The 24,976-nt window shown below is 54.8% G+C and carries 19 protein-coding genes; 6 read left to right on the forward strand and 13 right to left on the reverse strand.

The genetic code is table 11. The features are described from left to right. Positions 1-666: 666 nt before the first annotated feature. A complete protein-coding gene (locus tag JYE49_RS10330; RefSeq protein ID WP_093957566.1) occupies positions 667-1,266 on the forward strand; it encodes a hypothetical protein in 600 nt (199 codons plus the stop codon). Between the two features lie 17 nt (positions 1,267-1,283). Next, a complete protein-coding gene (locus tag JYE49_RS10335; RefSeq protein ID WP_179217352.1) occupies positions 1,284-2,774 on the forward strand; it encodes a DUF4153 domain-containing protein in 1,491 nt (496 codons plus the stop codon). Positions 2,775-3,019: 245 nt separating this feature from the next. Here JYE49_RS10335 and JYE49_RS10340 read toward each other — a convergent pair whose 3' ends face one another. From JYE49_RS10340 to JYE49_RS10365, 6 genes are all read right to left on the reverse strand, one after another. Further along, entirely contained in the window at positions 3,020-3,625 is a 606-nt protein-coding gene (locus JYE49_RS10340; protein WP_093957564.1) for an SH3 domain-containing protein, read from the reverse strand. A gap of 387 nt (positions 3,626-4,012) precedes the next feature. After that, the gene (locus tag JYE49_RS10345) at positions 4,013-5,536 is read right to left on the reverse strand and encodes a carboxylesterase/lipase family protein (RefSeq protein ID WP_093957563.1); all 1,524 of its coding nucleotides are present in this window, start codon (positions 5,534-5,536) and stop codon (positions 4,013-4,015) included. 132 nt (positions 5,537-5,668) lie between these two features. Further along, the gene (locus JYE49_RS10350) at positions 5,669-7,588 is read right to left on the reverse strand and encodes a right-handed parallel beta-helix repeat-containing protein (RefSeq protein ID WP_093957562.1); all 1,920 of its coding nucleotides are present in this window, start codon (positions 7,586-7,588) and stop codon (positions 5,669-5,671) included. 184 nt (positions 7,589-7,772) lie between these two features. Next, entirely contained in the window at positions 7,773-9,461 is a 1,689-nt protein-coding gene (locus tag JYE49_RS10355; protein WP_093957561.1) for an extracellular solute-binding protein, read from the reverse strand. A gap of 684 nt (positions 9,462-10,145) precedes the next feature. Continuing rightward, positions 10,146-11,093 (reverse strand): carbohydrate ABC transporter permease, encoded by a 948-nt coding sequence (locus JYE49_RS10360; protein ID WP_179217351.1) that lies wholly within the window; start codon positions 11,091-11,093, stop codon positions 10,146-10,148. Between the two features lie 20 nt (positions 11,094-11,113). Next, positions 11,114-12,025, reverse strand: coding sequence for an ABC transporter permease subunit (locus JYE49_RS10365; RefSeq protein WP_093957560.1), 912 nt, complete (start codon positions 12,023-12,025; stop codon positions 11,114-11,116). Between the two features lie 273 nt (positions 12,026-12,298). Here JYE49_RS10365 and JYE49_RS10370 point away from each other — a divergent pair, with 273 nt between their 5' ends. Further along, complete coding sequence (locus JYE49_RS10370) at positions 12,299-13,111, forward strand: helix-turn-helix transcriptional regulator (RefSeq protein WP_179217350.1); 813 nt, start codon at positions 12,299-12,301, stop codon at positions 13,109-13,111. Between the two features lie 69 nt (positions 13,112-13,180). Here the strand turns inward: JYE49_RS10370 and JYE49_RS10375 are convergent, their stop codons facing one another. The 3 genes from JYE49_RS10375 to JYE49_RS10385 form a co-directional block, all read right to left on the reverse strand. Next, positions 13,181-14,047: a carbohydrate ABC transporter permease gene (locus tag JYE49_RS10375; protein ID WP_093957558.1), complete on the reverse strand. Its 867-nt coding sequence runs from the start codon at positions 14,045-14,047 to the stop codon at positions 13,181-13,183. Positions 14,048-14,065: 18 nt separating this feature from the next. Next, a complete protein-coding gene (locus tag JYE49_RS10380; RefSeq protein WP_093957557.1) occupies positions 14,066-14,965 on the reverse strand; it encodes a carbohydrate ABC transporter permease in 900 nt (299 codons plus the stop codon). A gap of 91 nt (positions 14,966-15,056) precedes the next feature. Beyond that, positions 15,057-16,343 (reverse strand): ABC transporter substrate-binding protein, encoded by a 1,287-nt coding sequence (locus JYE49_RS10385; protein ID WP_093957556.1) that lies wholly within the window; start codon positions 16,341-16,343, stop codon positions 15,057-15,059. A 479-nt stretch (positions 16,344-16,822) separates the two neighbouring features. Here JYE49_RS10385 and JYE49_RS10390 point away from each other — a divergent pair, with 479 nt between their 5' ends. From JYE49_RS10390 to JYE49_RS10400, 3 genes are all read left to right on the forward strand, one after another. Beyond that, a complete protein-coding gene (locus tag JYE49_RS10390; protein WP_093957555.1) occupies positions 16,823-18,100 on the forward strand; it encodes an O-acetylhomoserine aminocarboxypropyltransferase/cysteine synthase family protein in 1,278 nt (425 codons plus the stop codon). A gap of 308 nt (positions 18,101-18,408) precedes the next feature. Then, positions 18,409-20,085 (forward strand): GGDEF domain-containing phosphodiesterase, encoded by a 1,677-nt coding sequence (locus tag JYE49_RS10395; protein ID WP_179217349.1) that lies wholly within the window; start codon positions 18,409-18,411, stop codon positions 20,083-20,085. A 172-nt stretch (positions 20,086-20,257) separates the two neighbouring features. Further along, entirely contained in the window at positions 20,258-20,542 is a 285-nt protein-coding gene (locus JYE49_RS10400; RefSeq protein ID WP_093957576.1) for a GIY-YIG nuclease family protein, read from the forward strand. Positions 20,543-20,746: 204 nt separating this feature from the next. Here the strand turns inward: JYE49_RS10400 and hflX are convergent, their stop codons facing one another. The 4 genes from hflX to JYE49_RS10420 are packed head-to-tail and all read right to left on the reverse strand — an operon-like array spanning position 20,747 to position 24,973. After that, a complete protein-coding gene (gene hflX, locus JYE49_RS10405; RefSeq protein WP_093957553.1) occupies positions 20,747-22,510 on the reverse strand; it encodes a GTPase HflX in 1,764 nt (587 codons plus the stop codon). 6 nt (positions 22,511-22,516) lie between these two features. Beyond that, positions 22,517-24,034, reverse strand: coding sequence for a type I phosphomannose isomerase catalytic subunit (locus JYE49_RS10410; protein ID WP_093957552.1), 1,518 nt, complete (start codon positions 24,032-24,034; stop codon positions 22,517-22,519). Positions 24,035-24,050: 16 nt separating this feature from the next. Next, a complete protein-coding gene (locus JYE49_RS10415) occupies positions 24,051-24,533 on the reverse strand; it encodes a dUTP diphosphatase (protein ID WP_093957551.1) in 483 nt (160 codons plus the stop codon). Positions 24,534-24,571: 38 nt separating this feature from the next. Continuing rightward, the gene (locus tag JYE49_RS10420; RefSeq protein WP_093957550.1) at positions 24,572-24,973 is read right to left on the reverse strand and encodes a four helix bundle protein; all 402 of its coding nucleotides are present in this window, start codon (positions 24,971-24,973) and stop codon (positions 24,572-24,574) included. Between the last annotated feature and the right edge of the window lie 3 nt (positions 24,974-24,976).

Raw genomic sequence — 24,976 nt, forward strand, 5'->3', positions numbered from 1 at the left:
ACTGGGCTGCCGTTTCCCTCGCTCCCCTCCAGCAGACGGAACACAGCGAGTACTTGAACTCATTGAAGAAGTACAGAAATAATAACCCCCCATCAGCAGTCGTCGCTCGCCCCGCAATCTCAGTCGTCGCCTATCTATCAATTCAGAATTAAGAATTCAGAATTCAGAATTATTACTGCTTTCTACCCGAATAATCGCGCTTTGGTTTACACGACCGAAGCGCTGTTTTTATTCAGTGCGTTGTCTTGCCAGCTGTCATCCCGAGCGGAACGAAGTGAAGTCGAGGGCGAACCTCTGAGGGCAGCCAGTGGCTGAAATTCCGTCAGAGGTAAGGTCAACCGAAAGGGAGTGAGCTCTCCAGTGGAGAGTCACGACCTTTGAGGTTGCGGATATCCCTTGATATAATCATAGTAAGGGATTCCTCAACTCCGGCTATGCCTCCGTTCGGAATGACAGCCTTTTTCGCTCTGGACATAACACACATTGGTTTATTTTCACCTGTTGTCAGTATATATAATTGTGAATTATGAATTGATAAAACATTTCCGCTTTGCGGTAATGTTTTATTGTATTACGATATATTTTTATTGACATATAAATACTCATCGTGTTATACTCCGCCCGAAAGGACCCGGTAAAAGGCTACTGACGAGGAGGCATAACCCGATGCTGAAAAAAACAATCGTATTGATCCTTGCGGTCTGCATACTGTTCTGCACTGCTTCGTTTGCGCAGGCGGAATCCGAAGAAAAGCAGGCTCCGGCGGATAAGATCGTATATGAAAACGAACACCTGACTATCCGGATGGGATCCATCACTGTGGAAGGGGACTCTGTCACCGTTCCGCTGTCTTTTAATGCCACCGGTCAACGTTCCTGTATCATGACAGCTGATATGACAGAAGCGATGTTGACTGACATGGATGGTTTTGAAGCATTGAAAAACTTAAAGCAGATCAACGGCGGAATAACCGTACCGCAGGCCGATCCCGGCGAAACCACTGAATGCCGCTTTACCTGGAATTCCACCGGAACCTATGATCACTCCTTCATCGTGGATATCCTTGAACAATTGGGCATTATATTGGAACCCGAAACGATCGAACTGGAACCGGAAGGCTTTCCGAAGGATCTGACTGCCTGTCTGACCATCCTGCTCTGCGAACCGGAAGCCGACATCATGATAACATGGCCGCTGGACCCGGATAATCTCACTGATCCGTCAAATTACAGCCTCATCAGGCTACGCTTCGTTTCCGCGGAATGAAGACGAGGAGGAAAACAATGAGTGAATTAACTGAAAATGTTCTGACTGAAAACAATAAGCCGCTCCCTGCCGCGCAGGACGAAATCAAGATGGACCGCGCCGGCGTTATCCTTCTGGTACTGTCCTTCCTGGCGGCACTGCTGTACTGCTTTGCCCACAGCTGGACGGGCTCCGTCTGTCCCGGGCCCGGTATCGGCCTGACAATCAGCCACTGGGTCCTGACAGGCACTGTCCTGGCTGCTGCCAAAGCCCGGGGCCGGCTGACGCTCCGCCGGGACGGGCTCTTCCTGCTGGTCCTTTCCCTGCTGCTCAGCGCCGTCTATGGAGTCTTCGCCAATACGACCCTGCGGCGGCTGAACCTGCCGGTCCTGCTGCTGATCACTGCCCAGGCCCTCTTTGCGCTGACCGGACAGAACACCGCCTCCGCCCTGTCCGGCCAGGGGTTATGGGAAGGCTTCCGGCGATACCTGAAGAGCCTGTTCCGCTGCAGGAGCGTCCCTTTCACCGCCGTCACCCGGCGCACACAGCATAACGGCTACCTTCTGCCCGGTATCCTGGCCGCGATCTGCACAATGGCCCTGGCGGCCATCCTCCTCAGTTCCGCGGACCAGGTATTCTCCGGCATGCTGGACAGCGTCGCGGAAAAGATACGGCAAGTTGATTTCCTGTTTGTTTTCCGCCTGTTCCTGGCCCTGATCCTGACCCTCCTCCTGTTCTCCCACCATTTCAGCCTGCTGCAGGCTCCCGGAGCAATCCGCCCGGTTACCACCCGTGCCGGCAATCCCACCATGTTCTTAATGGTACTGGGTTCCCTGGTGCTGGTATACGCACTGTTCGGTTATGTGCAGATCCGCTATCTTTTCGCCGGAACGGAAAGCGTCCGGATGAGCGGCGGCTACGCGGCCTATGCCCGCAGCGGCTTTTTCCAGCTGGTGCTGGTGGCCCTGCTGACCCTGTGCCTGATCCTGCCCGCCCTGACCTTGTTCCGCGAAAACACAGGCATCCGTATCCTCTGCGGCCTGACCGCGGCGCTGACCATCATCATCGACGTCTCCGCATATCTCCGCATGCACCTGTATATCGGCGCCTTCGGCCTGTCCACCCTGCGGGTGGTGACCGTGTGGGGCATCGGCGTCATCCTGCTGGCCCTGCTGGCTGTCATTGTCAAATCCATCCGGCCCGGGTTGAAGATCTGTCCCCTGCTGGCCGCGGTCATCCTGGCCAGCTGGGTCGCCCTGAACTGGGTCAATGTGGACCGGCTGGTAGCGGACAGCCAGGTTGCCCGTTTCAACAATGACCCGGAAAACACCGGCATTTACAGCCTGGTTTCAGACCAGGGCTGGAGTCCCGAATACTATGCCGCTTTTGAAAAGATTGCGGATCCCGAGAAACGGGCGGACGCCCTGGAATTCCTGATCGACCTGGGCAGCGAAACGCACCGGGACGACCGCTGCCTCAAACACCCGGCCTTGTATGACTGGAGCTTCGCGCTGCTGAGGGCGAGATAAAAAAGGCTGAAAAGTCTTTTTTGTCTCGCAATTCACAATTCATAATTCACAATTCATAATTAAGTTTGTTTTCAACCTGCGATACCATCACGCGATACTGCTTCTACAGATATGGAACATAGTGTGTCATTTCGACCGGAACAAAGTGGAGTGGAGAAATCCCTTATCTAAAAAGAACATGCTCCACGCGGCAGTCGTGGAGCACATTCTTTTGCAAACAGTGGAGGTACCCATCTGGAATTCGTTTACTTTTCGCTTGTCAGGAACTCGGTCGCGATATAACCTTCGACGCCTTTGATTTCCACCCTGGACCAGTACTTTCCCTTTTTCAGCACGGTGACCTTTGTCCCTCCGCGGTAGGAATCAATAATCGCACTGCTGCTGTCAGCGGCCTCGCGGAAATTCACCCAGACGCCCTTCTCAATGTACATAGTGGAGCCGGAGGAGGAAGACTTCTCATTCTTATTTGCTTTGGAGGAAGCAGATGAAGAAGATCCTGAAGAAGACTTGGAAGAAGATGCAGAAGAAGTCTTTGAGGAAGATTTCCGGCTTGAATCTTCGCTCTTTTCCTCCTCCGGTTTGTCTTTACTGTAAGCCAGATAGCAGGTCATCATGTAGCCTGTGTTGCCCTTGACGCTGACCTTGGTCCAGGTATCACCCTTTTTCAGGATGGTCACCTTGGTGCCCCGGGGATAAGCGTCGATCACCTTGCCATCCGTGGAAGCCTCCTCCCGGAGGCGGAGCAGGTAGCCCGTGACCTTCGTCGTTTCTGACAGAGCGGACACACAGGGCATCAGCACTGCCAGGCACAGCAGAAGGCACAGGAGACGGATCCTTCCTTTAGCGTTCATATCGGCATTCACTCCTTCGTAACCTTACGAAAGTCTTCCGCAGGTATACGGTCGTGTCGCGGGATGCATCATTTATTGCGGCATGGCCGGTAAAATCTCACTGGGTTATATGTAATATAGCGACCGGACATATTCCTGTCAACGGCAAGTATAAAGGGACTTTTGCAGATTTCTTAAAAGATTGTTACATGTGATTTTTGCGTTTATCTCATGTAACTTTCAAGTAATAATTCGACGAAAAATGACAAAAAACCTTCTGTCCGGCACAAATAAAAACGCTGCCGGAAATTCCCTCCGCGATGCGAAGGAACCTTCCGGCAGCATGACTCATTCAGGCTGTTTGGATACCCCCGTGCAAACATTTACGTTCTTTGGGGTATCACTCTGTTATAACGTCTCAATCCGTTCCATGATCTTATCAGACAGGAACTGCTTAAAGGGCGTCAGCGGCTTATCAGAAGCCCGGGCCCTGTCCTTCTCAAACCGCATGGTGCAGGGTGCTTCCTCCGACCAGGCTTCCCACCTGGGCAGGGCAAACCCGCAGAGATCCTTTCCGTTCGGATCACCGGTCTTGATAAAATTACAGAAGTAATCACACATCTGCCGTGCCAGGTCGTAGTGACGGCCGGTAAAGGGGCGCCAGCATTTGGCCAGGGTTTCAAACCAGAACCAAAGGTCAGAGGAATGGAAAGTACCGGGATTGTCCCAGCCCGGCATATCCGGATCGAAGCAGTAGCAGTATCCCTTCTTTCCGGCGCGGGCGGTTTTACTGAGTACACCCTTGACCGTGCACTCGATGCCGCTGACCGGGGCATAGCCCTGGCCCTGAACGTATTCGGATGCCTCCGGGAAAGCAAGGAAGGCCTCCGTCTTGTTCCCGAAGAGCTTTCCGGCTTCTTCCTTCAGGATCTCCTGATCCTTCGCGTCAATCGTGTTGAGGAATTCGTCCGAGGTGTTGCCGGCCATCATGACAGCATCCACGCACTCCCCGCGGCTGTACAGCGCGATGGGATCTCCCACGCAGAACAGGTCGTCCTGCACGGTAAAGAAGGGCGTATGACCCTCCATGTATTTTTCATAACTGCGCTGCAGGGTCACCGCGTCAACGGCGCGGGCTTCCTCCAGGCTCTTCACCTTCAGGAAATCGAAGAAATCCTCACCCTTTTTCTCCGCCTGCTTCAGGGTTTCCGGACGGCCCACTTCCCGCCGGAGATAGGGATCAAAGATCATGGCGCTCATAACCACCGCGCCGGAGAACAGGCCCTTGTTGGCCGGGCAGGCCAGCTGGCTCATGACGCTGCCACCGCCCGCGGACTGGCCGGCAATGGTCACCCGTCCCGGATCCCCGCCGAAAGCCGCGATATTCCGCTGCACCCAGCGCAGGCCCGCCTGCTGGTCCAGGTTGCCGAAGTTTGCCGGTGCTTCCGGCTGTTCCCGGCTGATCTGCGGATGGGTCAGGAAACCCAGGGCGCCGACCCGGTAGTTGACGGTCACCACAACGATGCCCCGGCGGGCAATGCGTTCCCCGTCAAACTCCATCTCCGCGGGATAGCCGCACTGGAGGCCGCCGCCGAAGAACCAGACCAGCACCGGCATCTTTTCATCCGCCTTCTTCGCCTTTGTCCAGACGTTCAGGTAAAGGCAGTCCTCGCCCATGGGGATTTCCGGATCCACATGCCATTCCCGGCAGTAGATATCGTCTCCCAGGCCCGGAATCCACTGCATGGAGATAGGCGCAAAGCGGGAGCAGTCCCGTACGCCCGCCCAGCTTTCGCAGGGCTGCGGAGCCCGCCAGCGGTTCTTGCCCGTCGGCGGCGCGGCAAAAGGAATTCCCTTGAATGCCGTGATCCGCGGATCCGCCGCTTCAATGCCCCGAACGAGGCCGTTTTCGGTTCTTACCTGTCTAAGCATAACAGCAACCCTCCATGAAAAAGTGATAAGTATCTATCACATTCGACGAAGTCGAATATTTCATATTGACTGAAAGTCAATATTTCACAAATCAGCAAAGCTGATTTATTTCACGCTGCCGAAGGCAGCATTTCATTTTCCTTTCGACATCTTCCAGGCTTTCCACGGCCCCGGCAGCACCTGTTCTTCCTGTGTCCATGGTAAATCCTTATCCGCGGAAACTTTCCGGACCTTTCCGGGATCCATAATCATCTTCAGCCGCTCAATCTGTTTCCCGAAGGCAAAGGGGCCCTGCTCCGCCGGGCGGAAGACCGCTTCTCCCGTTTCCTCATCCAGGTCAATGTCGAACCAGGCGTTCTGGCCCTCCAGGTCAAAGCCGAAGAACTCCTGCCAGGCCGGCAGGTTCAGGCAGTTCTCCGGTTCCGGATACATCACCCGCAGGTAACCGCCCTGCATCTTTACATACAGGTTGCCCTCCGCCTCGTTGTCCTTTGTGGGGAAGTCGATGGCCGCCTCTCCGCAGGCGTAGAAGATGTTGTTCCGGATCTTTGCGTCCCTGGAAGTGCCGCCCCGCTCCAGACCGAACATCCGGAAGGGCACGGGCTTGAGGTAATATCCGCTGTGACGGCACAGGCCGATCAGGTTATGGCTCACATGCAGCCGGTCCGTTCCTTCCCCGTAGATCCCGTAGCCATTGACGGCCTCGTTTTCCCGGAGCTTATACCAGCCGGAGGAGCCGGGTTCCACCGGCACCTTGGCCGGGTCAAACCGGCCTTCCACATTCCAGATCACGTTGTGGTCGATCAGGTTAATGCCTTCCCGGGTGCACTCGATAAAGATCGCTTCCCGCTGTTCAATGCCGTTCAGGAACAGGTTTCCGGTAATCCGGTTGTTCTCGTTGCCGCAGTCCAGCCACAGGTGATCCGCCCGGAAGGTATCCCGGAAAACGTTGTTCCGGATCAGGCCGTTGACGCTGTTATGCAGCTTGATGGCTCCGGCTTCCCAGCTCAGCTCCATCTTCTGCCAGCCGGTGCCCTCGATCACGTTCCCTTCAATCAGCATCCGCTCCGCGAACATTCCCGCAATACCGCAGACGCCCGCGTCCTGGATGGTGCAGTTCCGGATCACGCTGTAGCCGATCACTTCATCCGGCCGGTGGGTGTGGTGCCAGCACTCGTTGCCCACGTCAATGGCCACACCGTTGGTCCAGTAAACCGTGCAGCCCTCAATGATCCAGTGATGGCCACGATATGCGGAGATTGCCCCGCGCTGCGGCACCGGTGCGCCGGTGGCCGCGTGTTCACAGACCAGGTCTTTGACCCGGATATAGTTCAGGAAAGGTTTATCCGGCGCGAAGCACTGTTCCCGCACGGTCACCTCAATCCGGTGATCCTTCGGGTCCTCGTCATACTCCAGGCGGAAGTGAACCTTCTGGCCGTTGGCCTCCACCCAGTATGTATTGTCTTCCTGCGCCATGCCGCCGTACAGCGGCACCTGCTTCAGCGGCTTGCCGTCGCAGAAGACGCAGCCCCGCCGGTTCAGATAGGTAGTCATGTCGGTCTTGTCATACTCGATGAACAGCCGGTCATGCAGGATATTCACCGCGCAGAAGGGGTTGTATCCCCGGAACAGGTCCGGATCCAGGTCATATTCCCAGACGCAGACTCCCTCCGGCTGCACGGCTCCCCGTCCCCGGTTCAGCATCCAGCCCTCGCTGGGGATAAAGTCTTTCACTTCCTCCGACGCGCTGATGACCACGTCGCCGTCACCGAAGGCTTCATAGGAAATCATATGGCCGGGATCCGTGCCGCCCATGGCAGGCTTCACGCATTCCCTGTACAGGCCCGCATGGATCCACACCCGGGTGCCCGGTGTTGCTGCCTGCGCGGCCCGGTTAATCGTCCGGAAGGGATGTGCCTCGCTGCCGTCGTTTTCATCCGAGGCGGCAGGGCTGGAGCCGTCCACAAACAGTTCCCGATCCCAGACAGGCTCTGTTTCCCAGAATTCATAGGTGCTGCCATCCGGCAGAAGGGCGGAAAGATCCGTTTTCATGTTATTCTCCTTTGGCGGTATGATGATTCTCTTTTGTTCACTTACTATACCACGAAGCGGATGTTTCCACCTTTCCACTTTTTGTTCTGCACTGTGCTGTTTTTTGACAATCAAGGAAAAGGGGGTGCCCCCGAAGGAGCACCCCCGTATGGGTCACAATGTGTTGATACCGTTTGGGAGAAAATTACTGCGCAGCAGCGGCAGCAGCGATCTTGGCATCCACTTCGGGCTGCCACACGCCGCAGTCATACTCGAACAGTTCTTCGTAGCCGAAGCCGTTCAGCTGTTCGATCATTTCGTCCCACATCGCTTCGAATTCTTCATCCGTCGCGCAGGTCATGATCAGGTTCCAGGTGTACTCGCACAGGGTGCTGTTGATCTGGGAACGCAGGGCGATCATGTCGTTGTTGTCCGCAATGGGCGTGAAGTCAACGCTGGGGCTGGCCAGCAGCTTGCCGTTCTTCTTCATCCAGTCAACGTCGTCAGCGGCGTCAAACAGTTCGGACCATTCCTTCTTCATTTCGGTCATGGTCTGCTGCTTGTAGGAGTTCCAGAACTTGGAAGCATAGCGCTCGCCGGTCAGGGGGTTGACGCAGATGGAGGAAACGATCCACTGGTTGATGGCGTTGTAACCGTCGTTGTATCCGCCGCCGCCGTATTCATCCGGCACGGTCAGGTTGTCCATCAGGGCGTTGTCGTTCAGCACGGTGAAGGTGCCGTCTTCGTTCACGGTGTAGTTGAAGTCCTTCAGACCGGTGTGCTGGATGGTGGCTCCTTCGGGGCTGGCGTACCAGTCGAGGAAGGCCATGATGCGGTCATACTTTTCGCCTTCAACACCGGCGCCCACACCGATCATACGGTCGGAACCGTAGTAACGGTCAGCGTCAGCATAGAAGTTCATGTCGCCAACGGGGACGAAGCGGAAAGCGGTACCGGCTTTCTGGCGGTCAACGCTGTTCCAGAAACCAACCTGCCAGCTGTACCAGAACACATCCACACGGCCGGAGGACATCTTGGCGCAGGCATTGTCCCAGTTCTGGGTGCCGGAGTCAGGATCCACCAGACCCAGCTGATTCGCCTTGTTCAGGAACTTGGTGATCTTGTAGTAGGCATTCTCGCGCTCATACAGCTTGGAGAAGGTGTTGTCGGGCTTCAGCATGGCGCTGCCCTTCAGCTTCTCGCCGTACCAGGTGGTCAGCTGCACGACGTTGGCGGGACCGACCATGTTGTCGTTGCCGTCCCAGTCGGGCCACAGGGAGAAGGGATAAGCGGGATCACCGTCTTCATTCTGGGGATGCACTTCATGGATCTTCACCAGGGCGGCCAGCAGGTCGTCCAGGGTCTCGAGCTTCGGAGCGCCGATCTCTTTGTACAGATCCCAGCGGAGCATCGGGCTGGAGTAGATCACTTCATCAGTCAGGGTGCTGGGGGAAGTATCGGTCATTTCGCAGGGGATGCCGTAGTACTTGCCTTCTTCACCGGTCAGACCCTTGTTGTACACGTCGATCTGGGTCTTGAACTTCATGATGTTTTCGCAGTCCACGATCTTGTCACTGATATCCTTGGCCAGGCCGGCATCAACGATTTCAGAGAACTTGGACTTGTCGACGATGATCACGTCGCCGAGGTTGCCTTCCTCAGAGCGGGTGGCGTAGATCGTGTTGCCAACCACCTGGGAAGCGATGATGTTCAGTTCAATATTGAACTTGTCCTTAACCACTTTGGCGAACCAGCCGGACTGGATGCCGTTGTAGTTAGCTGCATCATCGTAGAAGTCGATGGTCAGGAGTTCGGACTCCTCAGCCACCGCGCTGATGGACACCAGGCTCAGAAGCATGGCAAGCGTCAGCAGAACAGACAGAAACCGTTTCATAGTAGTGACCTCCTTCTAATATATGAATTTTTGGCAGTGCTGCCATAATTCCTTGGTCCGCAACCTCAATCGTCGCACTGCTCGCTTGGAGCGCTTCGCATTGCTCGTTTCGGTTGACTCGTTCGGGTCGCTTTTGCTTCCGCAAATGCCGCACTGCGGCACCGCTTCCCTCGCTCCCCTCCTTCAAATTTATGAATTTTTGGCACTGCTGCCATAATTCCTTGGTCCGCAACCTCAGTCGGCACAGCCGCCTTGCTGTCGCTGCAGCCCGCTGTTTGCTTCGGTTGACTCGTTCGGGTCGCTTTTGCTTCCGCAAATGCCCCACTGGGGCACCGCTTCCCTCGCTCCCCTCCTTCTTTTATAATAAAGACCCACTGGTCTTTATTCCGAATTCATAATTCACAATTCATAATTCATAATTGAGATACTTATCCGCATATGGATTGAATTGTGAATGATGATGGCGAGTTCATCCCGAATGAAAGATCTTGCTTAGAAATCTATGCTTTGAGTAAGGTAACTAACAATAATTATGAATTATGAATTGTGAATTGTGAATTTGATTGGTGCCTGTAAAAGTCATCTCCCGCAACCTCAATCGTCGCGACTGCCCACTGGGCAGCTCGCTCGTTTCGGTTGAATTCACCTCTTTTGATATTTCTGCCACCGGCAGTCAAAAGAGGTTCATCCCTTTACGGCGCCTATCATAATCCCCTTAGTGAAGTACCGCTGGAAGAAGGGGTAAATCATCATAACGGGAAGCACAACAACTACTGTAACTGACATACGGATTGCAGTCGCCGTTGCGGCGGTCTGCAGGCCCGCAAGAATTGCGCTGGAGTTGGTCGTATTGCTGATCAGCGCCTTCAGGCTGTTCGCCTGCGTAATGTACTGGTACAGCTTGTACTGAAGGGTATCCAGGTCCCGGCGGTTCGTCATCAGCAGCAGGTTGTCCTGGAAAGCGTTCCACTGGTTCACCGCCGCAAATATGGCGATGGTCGCAAGGATTGGTTTGATGACCGGCAGCATGATCTGGAAAAATACCCTCAGCGTGCCGGCTCCGTCTATTTCGGCAGCCTCCTGCAGTTCCCGGGGAACTGACTCACAATATGTCTTGCACAGGATGATATAGAAGGGCTGGATGATCATGGGGAAGATATAGCCCCAGAAGTTGTTGTTCAGCCCCAGATTACGCATGCACAGTACCCACGGAATGATACCGGCATTGAAGTACATCGTTACCGCCACAAAACGGAACCACAGTTTCCGTTTCCACATGGTATCCCGGGTAAACATGTAGCCCAGGAAGGCCGCGATTATCACCGTCAGGATTGTACCGATCACCGTACGCAGAACCGAGATCTTGGCCGCGTCCAGCAGACCGGGAATATTGGCCATGCGCTCGTAGTTCTTGAAGTGAACCTGCATCGGCCAGAAGAGAACCTTGCCGCGTTCGGAAAGGTTGTTTGCGCTGATGGAGTTAATAATGATGTAGTAAAACGGATAAGCACAGACAAAGGCGAAGAACGCGTATACGATATACGTGATCACGCTGATAAACTTGTCGCCCACGCTCTGGCGATCCATGGGATTCACGTGCTTCTTCCGGATGAATTCGGCTTTGGTTGTCATCTGCTGTCCCTCCTTTCCGATCACACGAACCCTTGCCCGCGGACGAGGCGGGAAACGGTATTCGTGATGAAGAGCAGGGCCACGCTCACGATGCTCTTGAGCATGCTGATGGCCGTGGACAGCGGATAATTGCCGCGCCCGGTGGTGGCAATGTTATACACATACAGATCCAGCACTTCGATGGACTTCTTATTGAAGTTGTTCATGAAGACGAAGTACTGCTCCATGCCGTTGGACAGGAAGTTCGCCAGGTTCAGCATAACGATGACGAAATAGGTCGGCAGCAGGCAGGGGATCGTGATCCGCCAGATGATCTGCATCCGGGTCGCGCCGTCCACCTTGGCCGCCTCGATCATCTGCTCGTCGATGGCGGAGATCGCAGCCAGGTACATGATGGCAGCCCAGCCGGCATTCTTCCACGTCAGCCACAGCCACATCTTGAACCAGACGTTCTCTTTGGAGCTGAGGAAGGCGATCGGCTTATCGATCAGGCCCAGCGATACCAGCACCGAGTTGACCGCGCCGGTGGAGCTCAACACGTTAAACGCCACCGAGAACACCAGAACCCAGGAAATGAAGTTCGGCAGGGTGGTCACTGTCTGGACGAATTTCTTGTAGGGCTTGCAGCGGATTTCATTAAGGAACACCGCGAAGATCATCGGGAACCAGCTGAAGGCCAGGGAAAGGCCGCTCATCGCGAAGGTATTCACCAGCACGCGGCCCACGTCCGCCAGGCGGACCGGATTGTCAGCAATATACTTGAACCACTTCAGGCCCACAAAGGTTTCCGCGGAGATGGGCTTGGGCGGCATATAGTCATGGAAAGCATAAATCCAACCATACAGCGGGTAATAAAACATCAGGGCTGCCAGGATCAGAAACGGAAGGATATACAGGAATTCCACATAGGACCTGGTTTTCTTGGACATCATTTCACATCCTTCCGCGAATCGTTTCGCTTATGTCTGTTTTTGAAAAACGCTCTTTTGTTTGCCTTATTCTGTTTCCGAATCGTTACCCTATATTTATAACAGGAAGAAGATATGCCTACAACGCTTTTTCCGTTTAATAATGGGACAAAATTTGCTTTTGGCGGTTAAAAATTATTTCCTTTTTGTTTGATTTGGTTTACAATAGGTCAGAACATACCGTGTATGTTGTATCATACAGGACAAAGAATGCAAGCAGGATCGGAGGCATTTTCCGTGAGTACATTCTACGAGCAGAGACCGGAACAGCTGTTTATCGGTGGCATGACAGACCATGTCTTCCCTGCCCATGTGCACTCTGTGGCGGAGCTGGTGATCGTGACATGCGGTTCAGTCGAGATGACCATCGATGAAATGCATTACACGCTGAATACGGGAGACGCCGCCATCGTCTTCCCCCTGGTGCCGCACAGCTATGACGTCCTGAGCGATGACGCACGCGGCGTCACCGCCATCTTCCCGCCGGACATCATCCCGGAATATGCCGGCACCTTCCACGGCCTGCAGCCGGAATGTCCTGTGCTGCGCGCGGCACGCACCTGTGTGGATCTCCGCCTGGCCGTAAGCCGGCTGGAATGCCTGACCATGGAAGATGATCTTCCCCTGTGCGTCGCCTATCTGCATATCATCCTGGCCGGCCTGCTCCACAACCTTTCCTATCGCCCGGTCTACGATTACAGTGAAAAAGACCTGGGTCACCGGATCATCCAGTATATTTCCGAGCACGCCTTCGAGGAAATCACCCTGGAAAGCGCCTCCCGGGCGCTGGGCATCAGCGTATCCCACCTGTCCCATTTCTTCTCTGAACGCATGCATACCAACTTCCGCCGGTTCATCAACGCGATCCGGATCAGTAAGGCCCGCCTGCTTATGCGGGATCCGAACCTGACCCTGACGGAAATCAGCGATGCCTGTGGATATACCAATATGCGCACCTTCCGCCGGGCCTTCCAGGCGGAACTGGGCTGCCTGCCCTCGGAGCATTTCAACCTGCTCCGCAGCAGGGTGACAAACAATCAGGATTACTGATTCAACCGGATATGACAAGGGGACGGTTCATTCGAACCGTCCCCTTGCGTTTTTGGAGGCCTTTCCCATTTAGCCCTTCACAGCTCCCTGCGTCAGACCGTCAACAATCTGGTTGCTGAACAGACTGTAGACGATAATCGAGGGAATAATGGCGATCAGGATCGCCGGAAACATCTTTTCATAGTTGGTCTGATAGGGTGAAACAAACTTGGTCACCGCCACAGGCAGGGTCTTCTTCGTATCGTCGTGGATGAACACCATCGCCAGCAGCAGCTCGTTCCAGTTGCCGATGAAGGTCATCAGTCCCGTGACAAACAAGCCCGTCTTGGACAGCGGCAGGCAGATGGAATAGAACGTCTTGTAGATCGAGCAGCCGTCGATACAGGCGGACTCCAGCAGTTCGTTTGGAATACTGCGGAAGAATCCCGTCATGATGTAAACGCAGGTTGGCAGCGAAAACGTCAGGTACGGCAGGATCAGTCCCCACAGGTTATTGTCCAGCCCCATACCGGCGAACCGTACAAACAGCGGAATCAGCACGCAGTGGACGGGGATCATCATACCCACCAGGATATACATCATCGCTGCCCCGGACAATTTCCATTTCATGCGGCCGATGGCAAAGGCTGCCATGGAACCGAACAGCATGGTGCCGATCAGGGTAACCACGCAGACAAAAAGGGAATTCAGCATGGCTGTTCCCAGCTTACCGGCATTCCATGCAAAGGAATAGTTTTCCCACTGAAGCTCACCCGGCAGGCCGAAGGGATCCTTATAGATCTCGGGCCGGGTTTTCAGGGACGTTACGCCGATCCACAGGATCGGGGCGATATACAGGATCACCAGAAACGCAAACAAGACGTAAATCAGGACGGTGGAAGTCTTCAATTTCGGTTTGCTTTCTTTGATCTTTGTTTTAGCGGTAACAGCGGTCATTGCAGACTACCTCCTTTCTTACATCTCGTAATTCTCAGTTTTAAAGACTTTGTTGATAACGAACGTGGACAGCAGGCACAGCGCCACAAGGACAACGCCGATGGCACTGGCATAGCCGTAATGGTTGCCGCCCTTGGAGGAGAATCCGGAGCGGTACAGGAACGTGGCAAGCACGTCCATCTTCAGGTTCGTTGTTTTGTCTCCCAGCATGGAGTAAATCAGATCGAAAAATTTCAGGGAGCCGATCGCGTTCAGGCTCATAGCGGTACCCACCATGGGCTTGATCAGCGGCAGCGTAATATGCCAGAAAGATTTTGTCTTGGTCGCGCCGTCTATATAAGACGCTTCATACAGGGACTTGCTGATGCCGGAAATCTGGGCCATGTACAGCATCATGGACTGGCCCACATACTGCCACAGGGCTACAAACGCGATCACCCACATAGGCAGCGTAATGAATCCCTTGATGTCATACAGCCATCCGGGACCCTTGATGCCCACTCCGGCCAGCAGCGTATTGATACCGACCTTGGCGTGGAACACAAACGCCCACAGAAGACCCAGGGCCGCGGATGAAAGCACGCAGGGCATATAAATGGTATTTTTGAAGAAGTTGCGTCCTTTGTTGATGTTGGTCAGGAGCGCCGCATACAGCATACCGAATATCAGCTGGGAAATACAGGAAAAGACGAGGAAAAACAGCGAGTTTTTGATCGAGATCCAGAAAATCGGATCCTTGAACATTTTGCTGAAATTCTCAAAGCCAATGAAGGAATATGCGCGGGTCGCCTTGTCATAATCGCACAGTGCGTAATAGAAGGACGTGACTATCGGGACAAGCAGAATCGCTGTAAACAGGATCAGCGTAGGCGCCATAAACAGGATAATGGCGGTTTTGTTTCTCAGCAGTTTCTCCATAGTTTTCCCCTTTGATCTGTGTCAGTGTTACGCGGGCTGCTTTTCAAAAAGGCGGGGCTGCCGAGACAGCCCCGCCCAGTACAGAATAATCTTATTCTGCTTTTTCAGCCTGCTTGGCGAAATATTCCTGATACCAGTCCTGAACAGCCTGGAATGCTTCTTCAGGAGTCTTTTCCTTCTGGAAGATAGCAACCATCTGATCATCGAAGTAGGAACCGGCGTCAGAGGACACCAGGGATTCATTGTAGAATCCGAAGGTGGCGGAAGCGTTGCCGAAGATCTTCATAACGTCAGCCAGCTGGGCGGGAGCCTTGCTCGCATCGTATTCAACCTTGGTCACCGGGATCTTGCCGCCGACTTCAGCGGTGTACTTCTGGGCGGTATCATCGGTGAAGTACTTCATCAGGGCGATACAGGCTTCCGGATACTTGGTGGTGGAGCTCATCGCCAGGGAGTCAGACTTCGCGATAATACGGTTGGGGTCGTTTGCGCCTTCGATGGCCGGGAACTGGAACACGCCGCACTTCGCTTCGAAGTCGGGGTTGCCGCCGTTCATCTGGCCGATCGCCCAGGAACCCTGGATCAGGATCGCAGCGTCTTCCATGTACAGGGCGGTGGTGGCGTCATCGTTGGAGTCGCCGGCCGCGGTTTCCTGGAAGTACTGGGACAGCTCAACCAGCTTTTCGCCGGCAGCGATGGTCTTTTCATTGACCCAGCTCGCCTCGTTGTTGTTGAGGGCCTTCAGGTCAACGCCTTCACGGTCGCACAGGTAGCCAGCCAGCATGGACAGGCACCAGGCAGTACCGGCGCTGATGGTGATGGGGGTCTTGCCGTAAGCCTTGATCTTTTCGCAGGCATCCAGCAGTTCGGTGTAGGTGGTGGGCACGGTGGCACCAGCCTCTTCAAAGATTTCCTTGTTGTAGAACACGCAAGCCGCAGCGGTGTTCAGCGGGATAGCGTAGATCTTTCCGTCGTAGGTCTGCTGCGCGAACACAGCGTCGCCGGCGAAGGTGTCTTTCCAGCCGTCCGCCAGATACTCATCCAGGGGAGCAGCGATTCCGGGCGCGACATAGTCAGTCAGGTTGGGGCCGGGGCTGACGATGAACACGTCGGGGGTTTTCTGAGCGTCCACCAGGGCGTTCAGGTCGGTGTAGTAGGGCTCCAGCTGGGTGGTGATGGGAGTCACATGGTACTTACCGGCATAATCCTCGTTGAAGCGATCGATCACCTGCTTAAAGCCCTGTGTGATCAGGTCGGAGGAAGCCTCCAGGTCATCCCAGAACATCCAGGTGATTTCCTGCACTTCTTCGGCACCGGCGAGGGAAACCATGCTCAGCAGCATAGCCAGAGCCAGTACAACAGCCAACAGTTTCTTCATCTTCCTTTTCTCCTTTCGGTTTGTGAAAACTACTGCGCCCGATGCGCAGCGATTGAGGTTATTATACTCGCCGGTACGTACCATTTTCAAGCACAATTTGGTATATTTGGTGTATTTTTAGTCCAGATTGCTCATTATTGATTAACCTTTCCTCATTTTATGCTTTTTTTGTCCCTCCGGTATATTTTTTCGTTCCCCCGGACATACCGGGACTATGAAAACGGTTCCGATTTCTTCCGCTTCGTTCATCAAAAACAGCCTGTTTTTTTGGTTTCAACCCCGTTTTTCAACAGCTATAGATTATTTCTATAACTCGTTATAAAATATAGTTTCCCCCTGAAAACACGAAAAGCGCACACATTCCCCCGCAAAAGCTGATATATTATTCGGGACGCAGTACGCGGTGTTCTGCGCTCAGCATATAATCATTGTGCATTGTGCATTGTACATTATGCATTGTTAAAGAGGAGGCCTTTCATATGTCAAGAATCGAGACCCTTTGCGTCCAGGGCGGCTATACGCCCAAGAACGGCGAACCCCGCCAGATCCCGATCATCCAGTCCACCACCTTTAAATATGATACCAGTGAGGATATGGGCAAGCTGTTTGACCTGGAAGCCTCCGGTTATTTCTATACCCGCCTGCAGAACCCCACCAACGACACCGTGGCGGCACGCATCTGTGCCCTCGAAGGCGGCACCGCGGCCATGCTGACCTCCTCCGGCCAGGCAGCCAACTTCTACGCCGTTTTCAACATCGCCAACGCGGGTGATCACGTGGTAGCCTGCTCCGCCATCTACGGCGGCACCTACAACCTTTTTGCCGTCACGATGAAGAAGATGGGCATTGACTTCACCTTCATCAGCCCGGACTGCACGGACGAGGAACTGAACGCCGCTTTCCGGCCCAACACCAAGGCCCTCTTCGGTGAAACCATTGCCAACCCGGCCCTGAGCGTGCTGGATATTGAGCAGTTCGCGAAGGCTGCCCATGCCCACGGCGTTCCGCTGATCATCGACAACACCTTTGCCACCCCGGTCAACTGCCGGCCCATTGAATGGGGTGCAGACATCGTGACCCATTCCACCACCAAATACATGGACGGCCACGGCAGCGGCGTCGGCGGTGCCATCGTGGACAGCGGCAAATTCGACTGGGAAAAGTACGCGGACAAGTTCCCCGGACTCACCACGCCGGATGAAAGCTATCACGGCGTAACCTACACGAAGAAGTTCGGCCTCGGCGGCGCCTTCATCACCAAGGCGACTGCCCAGCTGATGCGGGACTTCGGTTCCATACAGAGCCCCCAGAATGCCTTCCTGCTGGGCCTGGGCCTGGAAAGCCTGCATGTGCGCATGAAGCGCCACTGCGAGAACGGACAGGCCGTGGCCGAGTTCCTGTCCGGCCATGAAAAGGTTGCCTGGGTCACCTACTGCGGCCTCCCGGGTGACAAGTACTACGAGCGGGCTCAGAAGTACCTGCCCAACGGTTCCTGCGGCGTGGTTTCCTTCGGCGTGAAGGGCGGCCGGAAAGCCGCGGAAGCCTTCATGAAGCACCTGAAGGTCGCCGCCATTGAAACCCACGTGGCGGACGCCCGGAGCTGCTGCCTGCATCCCGCCAGCGCCACCCACCGCCAGATGAGCGATGAGGAACTGATCGCCGCCGGCGTTTCCCCGGACCTGGTGCGTTTCAGCGTCGGCCTGGAGAACAAGGATGACCTGATTGAGGATATCGCGCAGGCCCTGGCACAGATTTAATGCATAAAAATACATCGCGAAGGAGCTCAAAAGAGCTCCTTTTTCTTGTTCTATGTGCATTTTTTGCTTATCTTTTTTGCATATTTTTGGTAATTAGTGCATATTCTCATGTACTTAAATCAGTAAAAAAACAATTTATGCATTGCGAAGGGGCAAAAATCGCACAATCCTTTGAAATCATTGATTTTTTGACCGATTTTCGTAAATTTTTGTACAAAAATGTTCGTACATTAGTATTGTATTTTGCTTTTCTTTACGGTATGATGTTCCTGGTGTTCAAAACTACAGAAGAAAGCGGAGCGCTTGCCATGAATCAGGACGTCTTGTTTTCGCAGTATCTCGAGGAACTGACGGATACAATCACGGATCTGGATCATTTCAATATTGAAAAAACCTATGAAATCCTGAGACAGCTGTGCATTGCGTTCCGTGTGTGCAAAGGCGTTACTGAGTACTACAATAATGCGGAAGAGGAGCGCATGGGCTGCGGCACTGTGCTCACCTGCTATGACAGCGGGGAGGAAACAGCTGAAGTCATCTCCTGCCGCACAGTGCTCAGCGATATTGTCGTGGCCGACTGCAAAGCTTACCGTGCCAAAGGCGTCAAACCATGGACTGAAACGGAACGGAAACGGATCGAAATGGTGGAGCGCCTGATGCTCACGGTTGTCGGCCGCCTGCGCGCCTGCGGCCTGGTGGAGCAGGCTACCCTGTTTGACGACGCAGGCTACAGCAACTATCGTTTCCTCCATTCCACAATTGATCAGATCGGAACCTCAGGCCATATCAATCAATATGCTTTTGCCCGCTTCAACCTTCGTCACTTCGCCCTGATTAACCGCCAGCTCGGACGGGAAGTCAGCGACCTGGCCATGAGGAAATATATCGATACCATTGAGGAGGCCGTCAGCCCGGACGGCATTGTCAGCCGTCTGGGGGGAGACAACTTCGTGGCGGTATTCCTGAAAGAAAAACTGAATGAAGTCCTGGCGCGTTTTGAAGGCATCCCGATTTCCTACAACGATGGAGACCGTGTGATGATCTCCTCCCGTGCCGGGATCTTTTTGATTCCCGATGACTTCTATTACTACCAGCCCGAGGACATCATGGACCGGGTCACCGGCGCCTACAACGCCGCCTGGCGCGGGGACACCGGAGATATTGTCTACGCAAGCGAGGAGCTGATGGCGGAAAAGGATCGGTTCATGCAGATCCGCGCCCAGTTCCCCGTCGGCCTGAAGAACCGGGAATTCCTCGTTTTCTATCAGCCGAAGATCAACCTGAAGGACAACTCCATCGCCGGGGCGGAAGCGCTGAGCCGGTGGTACCGCAACGGCACCCTGATGATGCCCACGGAATATATCTCCGACCTGGAGCAAACCATGGATATCTGCAAGCTGGACTTCTACGTCCTGGAACAGGTATGCCGTGACCTGCGGCGCTGGCTGGACGAAGGCCGCCAGGCCGTCCGCATCTCCGTGAACTTCTCCCGCCGGCACCTGATCAACCTGGCCCTGACGGAGAGCATCCTGGAGGTTGTGGATCGGTACCGTATCCCCCATGAACTGATCGAGATCGAGCTGACGGAAACTGTCACGGACGTGGAATTCCGCGACCTCAAACGCGTCGCCGGCGCCCTGCAGGAGGCCGGCATCTACACCTCCGTGGACGATTTTGGAATCGGCTACAGTTCCCTGAACCTGATCCGGGAGATCCCCTGGAATATCCTGAAGGTGGACAAGAACTTCCTGCCCGTCAATGAAAACGCCGAGGGAGAACGGCAGAACATCATGTTCCGCCACGTGGTCAGCATGGCCAAGGAAATCGGCCTCATCTGCGTAGCCGAAGGCGTGGAGACCATCGGCCAGGTTAACATCCTGCGCAAGTGCGGCTGCGACCTTGCCCAGGGCTTCTACTATGACAAACCCCTGCCGGTAAAAGAATTTGAAGAACGGCTGGATAAACACTTCTACACAAACACGTGATGCGAACGCATGATGCGTTCGCAATTCAGAATTAAGAATTCAGAATTCAGAATTATTATGTGCAACCAACAAAACACGTTGAGTTAATCCAGCGTGTTCTTTACTTTATCACAGCGTATAACTACAGGTGTCATCCCGAGCGTAGTCGAGGGATCCCATTATAATGAAGAGTATGAATGACTACTACGTATACATTTTAACCAATGATCGGAATACACGATTTTATATCGGTGTGACAAATAATCTTTCCCGAAGAGTATATGAGCACAAAAACGAATTGCTTGACGGGTTTACCAAGCTGTACCATATCCATAAACTTGTATACTTCGAAGCGTGTCATGATATAGAGGATGCTATTCGCAGAGAGAAACAATTGAAGAACTGGAGACGTGAGAAAAAGATAGCATTGATTGAACGAATGAATCCCCGCTGGAAGGACTTTGGAGAAGAAATATAGTAAGGGATTCCTCGACTCTACTTCGTAGCCCGGGGCTACCGCCCGTTCTTCACTGAGGAAGAGCCACTGGCTCTTCCTCCAGGCGTTCCGAACCCCGGAATGACAAGCTGTACTATACGTCTGGAATAAACAAAGCGCGTTGAGTTCTTCAACGCGCTTTGGACTCTTTATCATTTTTAAGTTTTAAGTTTTAAGTCTTAAGTTTTAAGTTTTTACAATCTCCGCCCCGTACTTCTTTATCAGCCTTTCCGCGTCTTCCCCCGCGATCATCAGGGTGATCTCGGTACCGGTGTCCGTGTGATTCTCGGTAATCACCCGGCCCAGGGGACGGATCTCGGACAGGATGCCGTAGCGGCTGAAGGGAATGCAGAAGGTCACCGGCCGGTGGGATTCCTGCAGGGTTTCGGCAATCTTTGCCTTCAGGTCTTCCAGGCCTTCTCCCGTCTTCGCGGAAATCAGGATTGCGCCGGGGAATACCGGATCCGGGTCCCCTTCGTCGCACTTGTTGATGACTTCAATCCGCTTCTGGTCTGTGGCGCCCAGTTCTGCCAGGACTTCTTCCACCGTGTCATGCTGGCTGAACATCTCCTGGCTGGAGCCGTCAGAAACAATCACCAGCACGTCCGCCAGCACCGCTTCCTCCAGGGTGGAGCGGAAGGCGCTGACCAGCGTATGGGGCAGTTTGCGGATAAAGCCGACGGTATCCGTCAGCAGGTATTCGGTATTCTCAGAGGTCGTCATGCGGCGGGACACCGCGTCCAGCGTCGCGAACAGCTGGTCCTGCACGTAGACGTCGGAGCCGGTCAGGGCGTTCAGCAGGGTGGACTTGCCGGCATTGGTATAACCCACCAGCGCCACCACGGGTATTTCGTTGCGTTCCCGGCTCTTCCGCCGGATGCTGCGCTGTTTTTCCAGCTCGTCCAGCCGCCTCCTCAGCTCCGTCATCCGCTCCCGGATACGCCGCCGGTTCATTTCCAGCTTGCTTTCACCGGGGCCCCGGGTGCCGATACCGCCGGCCAGCCGGCTCAGGGCCAGGCCCTGGCCGATCAGTCTTGCGGAGCGGTACTGCAGCTGGGCCAGTTCCACCTGGAGTTTGCCCTCGGCGCTGGAGGCGCGCTGGGCAAAGATATCGAGAATAAGCGCCGTCCGGTCAATCACCTTCACCCGGAGAACCTCTTCCAGGTTCCGGACCTGGATACCGGTCAGCTCTTCGTCAAAAATGCATACGTCCGCTTCCAGCGCCTGGCATTCCCGGGCCAGTTCCTCCGCCCGGCCCTTTCCGATGAACATGGCGCTGTCCGGCTTGTCCCGCTTCTGCAGGAAGCTGCCGACCACCTCCGCCCCGGCGGTTTCTGCCAGGCGGGCCAGCTCTTCCAGGGACTCCTTGCTTTCAATACCCATCAGCACGGCCTTTTCCCGGCCGTCCTTGTTCTCTTCGGTTTCTTCCCGGCCCACCAGCTGATCGCTCTCCAGGATCTGGTTCAGCCATTCCTTTTCCGGCAGCTTATACCAGTGTTCCACGGGCGACAGCATCACTTCCGCGTTCTCAACCAGGAAAGCGGTCTGGACGTTCACGGGCTCATTGTCCTTCACACCCACCGCCGTCATGGCGTCATAGCGGAAGATCTTCAGAGCGCTCAGGTCCACGTCGCTCAGCCGGCCGTCTCCGTCCGGATGGGTGTGTACGCAACGCACACAGCTCAGGCGGCTCGTGTTCCGCCGCAGCCGGAAGTCCGTCAGCTCCACGTCGCAGTCCGTGCCGATAGCCACGTTCACGATCTCTCCGTCCCGGGTGATATAAACCGCGATCTCCCGGTTCAGGGCGCAGGAGCATTCCGCCAGCAGCTTCATCAGCTCCCGGGGCAGGAATTCATCCTCTTCCAGCTCATAGGTATATAAGCTGTCCAGGCGTGCGAGCATCGCGTCACGCACGCCTTCGATATTACCGTTCACATTATGCTTTAACATAGATAATCAGTCTTCTCCAAATGATTCGTCAGCCAGTATGGGTTCATCTGCAAACAACGGTGCGCTCACCGGCATTGCCAGTGCTGCAGCGCCGCATCCCACCAGGGCCATCTCCGGAGACTGCTTCGGCAGCAGGCAGGTTTCACCGACCTTCAGCTTCATCGAAGCGCCGGGGAAGCGCAGTTCCGTTTCCCCTTCGGTCACGGTCAGTATGCCGAACTCTTCCACCGGCGGCAGCATCACCATGCTGTCCGTCCGGATCAGGTCCAGGGAGAAATATTCCTCTGTCAGCACCCGGCGGATGCCGAAGGCTTTTTCCACCCGCATCGGGGACGGGGTACACTTCACCTTCACCACATCCAGCGCCTTGTCCTGGTGCAGCGTCCGCTTCTTTCCCTTCTCATCCTGCCTGTCCCAGTCATAGAAGCGGTAGCTGATGTCCGAGGACTGCTGCAGCTCATACAGCAGTACCCTTTCGCCGATGGCATGCACGCAGCCGGCGGGAATATAGCACACGTCCCCGGGGAATACCTTCACCCAGTTCAGCAGCTTTTTCATTTCTTCGCCTGACCCGCAGGCATCCTTCAGTTCCTTCATGGTCGTCCCCGGACGGAGGCCGTAAACCAGCTTTCCGCCTTCCGGAGGCGTATCCAGCACCAGCCAGGCCTCGGTTTTGCCGAGCTTTCCGTTCTCCCGGGCCGCGGCATACGCGTCATCCGGGTGCACCTGCACGCTCAGGCGTTCACGGGCTTCCAGCAGCTTCAGCAGCAGCGGGAAAGGCCTTCCCGCGTATCCGCCTGCCAGCTTTTCACCGAACTCGGTAATCAGGTCCGGCAGTTTCCGCCCCTGGGGATCCGAACTCTCCAGTCCGGGAATGCAGCTGACCTCCAGGCTTTCACCGGTATGCGGATCCTTCGTTTCTTTTCCAAACAGGTCATGCAGCCGGGTGCCGCCCCAGGGAGTCTCTTCGCCGTCCCGGAAAGACGGTCTCATCCGGATCGGCCACAGCGGAGTTTCCCGCTTCAGGGGCTTGTCAAAGGCAATAAATCCGCAGTCGGTATCCGGCCATTCCAGCTTGCAGCAGCGGCGGAAGCCCATCTTTTCATACAGCCGGATCGCGTTCCGGTTATCCACCGCCGTATCACAGCGGACGCAGTCGCAGCCCGCCGCACGCAGCAGTTTCTGGGCGTCATCCAGCACCAGTCCTGCCAGTCCGTGACCCTGCAACACAGGATCCACGCCCAGCCGGTGAATCATACCGGGGCGGATACCGCAGGACCAGTCCAGCGCTTCATACTCCGGTTCCTGTCCGGCGGTCACCACTACTGCCGCGTCAATCGTACCCGCGTTGCCGGGAAGGATATACATCTCGCCCTTCCGGACGTCCTCCCGGATCATATCCTCAGTCGGATACACGCCCCAGTGCCATTGGCGCAGACCGTTCTCCTCCATGTTTTGCGCCACATGCTGATAAAAGGCAAGCAGTTTATCCAGTTCCTGCTCTGTTGCCTGAATCAGTTCCATGGTTAATAACTCCTCCTCAACGATCTGTTGAGCCAAATCCGCCGACCCGTCCGGCGGTGACTTCGTCTTCCTCCGCTGTACCGTAGGGCAGGAATACGCCCTGGCAGAACCGCTCTCCCTTGCCGATGGTCACCGGCTCAGAGAGCGGATTGCGGAGTTTGACCATAATATGTCCCTCGTTCTTCGCGAAGGCGTAATCGCTGTCAATGACCCCGACCGTGTTTGCCAGCCGCAGGCTGTACTTGAACCCGAATGAGCTCCGGGGAAAAAGCAGCAACACCCAGCCCTGTTCCATCTCCGCCCGGATCCCCGTGGGAATCAGGGCAGTCTCCCCCGCCGGGATAGTCACCTCCAGCGGCGAAACAAAGTCGTACCCGGCGCTGCCGGTGGTTGCCCTCTTTGGCATCGGTATTTCGGCGATCGGGAGAAAGCCCTCCCGGCCGGCCATAGCCTCAGCGTATTGAGCCTGTGATACGTGAGTGAATCTCGCTATACTCATGGGCTTTCTCCCTTAATTCACAATTCATAATTCATAATTTAGAATGTTGTTTCCCCTTGGCTCGGCTCTTCATACAATGTGAGCTGATTGTTTTCTTTGGTGGATCTGACAATGGAAGTAATGAGTCTGATCAATTCCCGGCAATCCTTCAGAACGCTGTCAGATGCTTTTTCTGAAAGATAATCTGTTTCGGCAAGCAATTCCAGCCAGTATTCTGTTTCACTGGCTTCCTTGAGCGCGATCTGCATTTTGGACAGAAAATCTGCGGTGCTCTGACCCCTGACAGCCTCTTTGACGTTCGCACCTATGCTCGTTCCGCTTCTGAGCACTTGTCTGGATAGAACTTTTTCCTTCTTCTCTTCAGTCAGATGCTGAGCAAGGCGAATAATCCTCACAGCAAAAGCTTTGCTTTTCTGAAGGATCTGATTATCTTCCTTCATCAT

The sequence above is a fragment of the Aristaeella hokkaidonensis genome, assembly GCF_018128945.1.
In the GTDB taxonomy this organism is placed as follows: Bacteria; Bacillota; Clostridia; order Christensenellales; family Aristaeellaceae; genus Aristaeella; species Aristaeella hokkaidonensis.